Annotated in this window: 7 protein-coding genes; 1 reads left to right on the plus strand and 6 read right to left on the minus strand. The window is 75.6% G+C overall.

What is annotated here, in order from left to right; genetic code table 11:
* Window positions 1-4 precede the first annotated feature (4 nt).
* Window positions 5-1,180: an RNA polymerase sigma factor gene (locus ACTT8P_RS11645; protein ID WP_442831512.1), complete on the plus strand. Its 1,176-nt coding sequence runs from the start codon at window positions 5-7 to the stop codon at window positions 1,178-1,180.
* Window positions 1,181-1,241: 61 nt separating this feature from the next.
* Here ACTT8P_RS11645 and ACTT8P_RS11650 read toward each other — a convergent pair whose 3' ends face one another.
* The 6 genes from ACTT8P_RS11650 to ACTT8P_RS11675 form a co-directional block, all read right to left on the minus strand.
* Window positions 1,242-2,735: a gamma-glutamyltransferase gene (locus ACTT8P_RS11650; protein WP_442831501.1), complete on the minus strand. Its 1,494-nt coding sequence runs from the start codon at window positions 2,733-2,735 to the stop codon at window positions 1,242-1,244.
* A gap of 2 nt (window positions 2,736-2,737) precedes the next feature.
* Window positions 2,738-3,370: a cyclase family protein gene (locus ACTT8P_RS11655; RefSeq protein WP_442831502.1), complete on the minus strand. Its 633-nt coding sequence runs from the start codon at window positions 3,368-3,370 to the stop codon at window positions 2,738-2,740.
* A complete protein-coding gene (locus ACTT8P_RS11660) occupies window positions 3,367-4,200 on the minus strand; it encodes a creatininase family protein (RefSeq protein WP_442831503.1) in 834 nt (277 codons plus the stop codon). The genes ACTT8P_RS11655 and ACTT8P_RS11660 overlap by 4 nt, the downstream gene beginning before the upstream one ends.
* A gap of 32 nt (window positions 4,201-4,232) precedes the next feature.
* Window positions 4,233-4,697 (minus strand): cytidine deaminase, encoded by a 465-nt coding sequence (locus ACTT8P_RS11665; protein WP_442831504.1) that lies wholly within the window; start codon window positions 4,695-4,697, stop codon window positions 4,233-4,235.
* Window positions 4,694-5,458, minus strand: coding sequence for an amidohydrolase family protein (locus tag ACTT8P_RS11670; RefSeq protein ID WP_442831505.1), 765 nt, complete (start codon window positions 5,456-5,458; stop codon window positions 4,694-4,696). Before ACTT8P_RS11670 ends, ACTT8P_RS11665 begins: the two co-directional genes overlap by 4 nt.
* A 5-nt stretch (window positions 5,459-5,463) precedes the next feature.
* Window positions 5,464-6,023 (minus strand): oligopeptide/dipeptide ABC transporter ATP-binding protein (locus tag ACTT8P_RS11675; RefSeq protein WP_442831506.1); only part of this gene is annotated, 560 nt, incomplete at its 5' end.

Below are 6,023 nucleotides of genomic sequence, written 5' to 3' on the forward strand. Positions count from 1 at the left end.
CGAGCTGACCGAGGCCCTGCTGCGGAGCCTCACGCCGGGCGTGCTCGGGGTCCTCGTCCGCCGCGGAGCCGACTTCGCGGCGGCCGAGGACGCCGTGCAGGACGCGCTGGTCGAGGCGGTGCGGGTGTGGCCGGCCGATCCGCCGCGGGACGCCAAGGGCTGGCTGGTGACGGTGGCCTGGCGCAAGTTCCTCGACGCGACCCGGTCGGAGGCGGCCCGCCGCCGGCGTGAGGACCGCGTCGAGGAGGAGCCGGCCCCCGGCCCGGCCCCCGCGGTGGACGACACGCTCCAGCTCTACTTCCTGTGCGCGCACCCGTCGTTGACGCCGTCGTCGGCCGTCGCGCTCACCCTGCGCGCGGTCGGCGGGCTGACCACCCGGCAGATCGCCCAGGCGTATCTGGTGCCGGAGGCGACGATGGCGCAGCGGATCAGCCGGGCCAAGCGGACCGTCTCCGGTGTGCGGTTCGACCAGCCCGGGGACGTCGGCACGGTGCTGCGGGTCCTCTACCTCGTCTTCAACGAGGGCTACTCCGGCGACGTCGACCTCGCCGCCGAGGCCATCCGGCTCACCCGGCAGCTCGCGGCCCGCATCGCCCACCCCGAGGTCGCCGGGCTGCTCGCCCTGATGCTGCTGCACCACGCCCGGCGGGCCTCCCGGACCGCGTCCGACGGGGGCCTGGTGCCGCTCGCCGAGCAGGACCGCGGCCGGTGGGACACGGCGCTGATCGCCGAGGGCGTGCGCATCCTTCAGGCGGCCCTCGCCCGCGACCGGCTGGGCGAGTTCCAGGCCCAGGCCGCCATCGCCGCCCTGCACGCCGACGCGCCCGCCGCCGAGGAGACCGACTGGCCGCAGATCGTCGAGTGGTACGACGAGCTGACCCGGCTGACCGACAGCCCGGTCGTCCGGCTCAACCGCGCGGTCGCGGTCGGGGAGGCCGACGGGCCGCGGGCCGGTCTGGCGGCGCTCGCGGAACTCGACGCCGCGCTGCCCCGCCGCACGGCGGTCGCGGCGTACCTGCACGAGCGCGACGGGGACCTGGTGACCGCGGCCCGGCTGTACGCCGAGGCGGCCCACCAGGCCCCCGGCCTCGCCGAGCGCGACCACCTGACCCGGCAGGCCGCCCGGCTCAACACCCGCCGCGGCGAGCGACCGACGCCGCCGGGAGCCGCGACGTCCTGACGCCGCGCGGGTGGCCCGTATCACGGGGGTGGCCGCATCAACGGTGTCGGGGACGAGCGTGTCACTCCCGGAGGACGGCCGCCGTGCCGTCCGCCCTCGGGTCGCTGGCCGCGTCGGTCCGGGTGCCGCGCAGGCGGGCCGTCTGAACGTGGCCCGCCTCGTCGTGCGGACCGGCCGCCCGCGCCACCGCCAGGCCCAGGCGGCCGGCGACGGTGGTCAGCCGGCCGGCGTCCGGGGTGCCGGGTTCCAGGACGAGGGTGGGACGCGGGCGGCCCAGGTCCCGGGAGCCGATGATCCAGCGGGGGCGGGCCAGCAGGGCCCCCGGGTCGGGGGTGTCGAGGATGTCGTCGGCCACCTGGGACAGGATCCACGCCTGGGCCCGGCCGCCCTGGCAGCCCAGCGCCACCACCCGGTCCGGCGCGGTGGCCAGCGCCGGGCACAAAGTGTGCGGGGGCCGCGCGCCGGGGCGCAGTGTTCCGGGGTGCGCCGGGTCCAGGCTGAACGCCGAGCCGCGGTTGTGCAGCACCACGCCGGTGGCCGGGTCGGCGATGCCGGAGCCGAAGCTCTGGAACACGCTCTGGATCAGGCTGACCGCGTTGCCGGCGTCGTCCACGGCGGTGACGGCGACCGTGTCCCCGGCCGGGCGGGGGCCGACCGGCAGGGCGGCGAGGTCGCGCGGCGCGCGCAGCAGCAGGCCGTCGGTGTCCACGGGGCCGGTGCGGGGGTCGCCGAGCAGCGCGTCCCGGCTCAGCTCCGCCTGCCGGGCGGCGGTCAGCGGGTCGCCGCGGTGTCCGAGTACGGCGAGCAGGGCCGCGCCCTGGGTGGGGGGCGGGGCCGCCCACCAGGTGGCGCCGTCCCGGGTCAGGGACAGGGGGGCGGTGTTCTGTGCCCGGTGGGCCGCGAAGTCGGCCGCGTCGAGCAGGCTGCCGCGCTCGCGCAGCGCCGTCACGAGCCGCCGGGCGGTCGGGCCGGTGTAGAAGTGCCGCCAGTCGTCGGCGAGTTCCGCCAGGGTCGCGGCGAGCGCCGGCTGGCGCAGCGGCGCACCGGCGGGCAGCGGGTCGCCCGCCTTGTCCAGCAGCAGCGCGGACAGGCCCGGGTCGGCCCGTACGACGTCGAGGCGGGCGCGGATCGCCCGGGCCAGGCCCGTGCTGACGGCGACGCCGGCCGCGGCCAGGTCGCGGGCCGGGGCGAGGGCGCGGGCGAGCGGCAGCCGGGCGCCGAGCCGGGCGAGTTCCGCCCAGCCGGCGACGGCTCCGGGGACGGTGACCGTGTGCGGTCCGCCGGCCGGCATCCGGTCGGCGGCCGCCCGCAGCCGCGCCGGGTCGGTGGCCGCGGCGGCGGCTCCCGCCGACAGCACGGTCCGCACGGTGCCGCGGGTGCCGTCGCGGACCAGGGCGACCAGGTCGCCGCCGAGCGAGCACTGGTGGGGGTAGGCCACCGTGAGCGCCGCGGCGGCGGCGAGCGCGGCGTCGATCACGCCGCCGCCCTCGGCGGTCACCCGGCGGGCCGCGTCGATCCCGGCGGGATGGGGTGCGGCGATCGCGATCGTGGCCATGGTCAGTCCCGGGTGGTGAGGATGGCGCGGGCGAACGAGCCGTCGGCGCCGACCAGTTTGGCGGGCAGGCAGGTCAGGTCGTACTCGCCGGCCGGTACCTGGTCGAGGTCGGCGTTCTCCAGGATCAGCACACCGGCGCCGAGGAGAGCGTGGTGGACGTCCCAGGTGTCGGTGCGGTGGTGGCTCTCGATGGTGAGGTAGTCGATGCCGATGAGTTCGACGTCGTGCGCGATCAGCCAGTCGGCCGCCGCCGGGGACAGGCCCACCCACCGCGGGGCGCGCTCGGTCTCCCTGAGCGGGCCGGCGGAGTTGGAGGTCTTGAGCAGGACCCGCCGGTGTCCGGCGGCGCCGCCCGCCTGGAGGTGGTGCGGTTCCACATCGCCCTCCACGCCGGTGAGGTCGATGACCAGGGCGGGGCCGACCAGGGAGTGCAGGGACACCTCGTCGATGGGGGTGGCGCCGTCGCGGAAGTGCGCGGGGGCGTCGACGTGGGTGCCGGTGTGGGCGCCGAGCCGCCAGCGGGTGACGTTGGAGGCGTCTCCCGCGGCGAGCGACTCGACGGTCTCCACCTCGGGTTTGCGGCCCCAGTGCAGCATCTGCGGGTGGATGGGCAGGGTGATGTCGTAGATCTTCACGCGGGTGCTCCGGGGCGGTGGGTCGGGTCGGGCCAGGGTTCGCGGACCGCGGCGGACACGGCGCGGGCGGTGGTGAGCAGGCAGCGGTCGAACTCCCGGCCGCCGTGCCCGGCGTCGGCGTCGGTGACGTCGCGGCCCCACACGCCGGTCTCGCTGACCTGGTCCATCCGGTAGTCCCAGAAGGAGTCCACGTCGATGTGCGAGGTGGCCTGGTCCATGCGGACCAGTTCGGGGTGGAGGTGGAGCATGACCGAGGTCTCGAAGAAGTTGGCGTGCATCAGCGCCCGGCCGTAGCGGACGTGCCCGTCGACCTCGGGGCCGGGGTACATCGTCACGTAGCCGAGAGCCCGTACCCGGGCGTCGCGGTGGCGCACCCGGAGTTTCTCGGCGGACACGTCGAGCGCGCCGTTGTTCCAGATGTGCCCGTTGAGCAGGATGAACTGCCGTACGCCGGAGGCGTGCAGGGAGTCGATGACGTCCTCGACGACGGCGATCATCGTCTCCGGGCGCAGCGCCACCGTGCCGCCGAAGTCGCCGTGCGAGGCGGACACCCCGAAGCTGAGCGGCGGCAGGACCGGTACGCCGGTCAGGGCCGAGACGCCGAGGGCGACGGCGTGGCAGATGAGGGTGTCGACGGCCAGCGGCAGGTGCGGGCCGTGCTGTTCGGTGGCGCCGACCGGGATGATCACGGCGTCGCGGGCGGCGGCGGTGGTCTCCGCCTGCCGCCAGGTGAGTTCCTCCCAGCGGACCGGGGTGCCGGTGCCGCCCAGTTCGGCGGCGAGGGCGGCCAGGTCGAGGCCGGTGGGGACGGGGGTGGCCGGTGGTGTCACGCTGTTTCCTTCTCCTTTGCGGCGGCCGGTGGTCACCAGGCGCGCCGGCTCTTGTCCGGCAGCAGGTCCAGGGCCCGGACCGGGACGACCCGGCCGTCCTCGACCGCGGTGATCCAGACCGTCGCGTCCGGGCTGTAGTCGCTGATCAGTTCCCGGCACACGCCGCACGGCGCGATCACCCGGAACCGGCCGGCCGGTTTGACCTGGACGGAGACGACCGAGACGACCTCCAGCGGCCGTTCCCCCGGGTACGCCCCTCTGGCGGTGCCCAGGGCGACGCCCTCGGCGCAGACCGAGCTGCGCCGGCAGGAGCCCTCGACGTGCACGCCGGTGTGCACCGCGCCGTCGGCGGTGCGCAGCGCGGTGGCCACCTCGTGCCGCCCCTCGCGGCGTACCCGGCCGAGCAACTCCTCGGCCCGGCGCAGGAGTTCGGCGTCCGCGTCGCTCATGCCGGCCGGTACGGCGACGGGTGCGACGCCGGGGTGGGCGGCGCTCACGCGTCGATGCCCAGCAGCCGGGCCATGTTGCCGCCCTCGATCAGGGCGCGGTCCTTCTCGTCCGGTACCGCCTTGGCGATCTTCATGCGTTCCAGGTCGAAGTCGGAGCCGGGCCACTCGCTGCCCAGCAGGATCTTCTCCGGGCCCAGCCGGGCGTAGGCCCGCTTCACGTCGCTCATCAGCGTGGCCGAGGTCTCCAGGTACACGTGCGGCTGCCGCTCGGCGACGATGATCGCCTCCGGGACGTTCCACACCGCGCCCATGTGGGCGATGATCGTGGGCACTCCGGGGTGGTCGCGGGCGATCTCCTCGATGGCCAGCGGGGCGCAGAAGGAGTCGTCCAGCGCGTTGACCAGCACCATCAGGCCACGCCTGGCGCAGGCGTCGAACAGCGGGTCCAGCAGGCCGTGGTCGGCGACGTGGTAGCCGTGCAGGCTGGGGTGGAGCTTGAGGCCGACCAGTCCGGCGTCGGCCATGCGGTCGATCTGCTCGACGGCGTCGTCGTCCCCCGGCAGCACCTGCCCGAAGCCGAAGAACCGGTCGGGGTGGGCGGCGACCAGGGCGGCGATGAAGTCGTTCTCGATCCGCTGGGCGAGCGAGCAGACCATCGCCAGGTCGACGCCGGCGGCGTCCATCCGGTCCAGGATGCGCCGGGGTTCGAACGGTGTGTACGGCGGCGGTGCCTGGCCCTTGCGGACGCCGGTGAGGTAGTCGGAGCGGCCCCGGACGTCCTGGGTGGTGTTGTACGCGTCGATGATCACGCGGGTCAGCCTTTCTCGCCGGTCACCAGGGGGAGGTGGCAGCGGACGGTGCGGCCGGGCGCGATCTCGCGCGGTTCCGGCATACGGGTGCGGCAGTCGGCCTCGGCGAAGGGGCAGCGGGTCTGGAACAGGCACCCCGCGGGCGGGTTCGCCGGGTCGGGCAGTTCGCCCTCCAGGACCCGGCGTTCGCGCCGCCCGCCGGGGCGCGGGGACGGCACCGAGGACAGCAGCGCCTCGGAGTAGGGGTGGGCGGGGCCGGCGAAGAAGTCGTCCCGGGAGGCGACCTCGATGATCTGCCCCAGGTACATGACCGCCACCCGGTCGGCGATGTGCCGCACCACGCCCAGGTCGTGGGAGATGAACAGCATGGTCAGGCCGCGTTCGCGGACCATGTCCGACAACAGGTTCAGCACCTGTGCCTGGATGGAGACGTCCAGGGCGGAGACCGCTTCGTCGGCGACGACGAACTTCGGTCCGGAGGCCAGCGCGCGGGCGATGCCGATGCGCTGGCGCTGGCCGCCGGAGAACTCGTGCGGCCGGCGCCGGCCCGCCTCGGCGCCGACGC

This window comes from Streptomyces sp. JW3 (genome assembly GCF_052216785.1).
In the GTDB taxonomy this organism is placed as follows: domain Bacteria; phylum Actinomycetota; class Actinomycetes; order Streptomycetales; family Streptomycetaceae; genus Streptomyces.

Bases quoted from the DNA above. Each gene is read 5' to 3' on its own strand.
- ACTT8P_RS11650 (WP_442831501.1), bottom strand. From the start codon at position 2,735: ATGGCCACGATCGCGATCGCCGCACCCCATCCCGCCGGGATCGACGCG.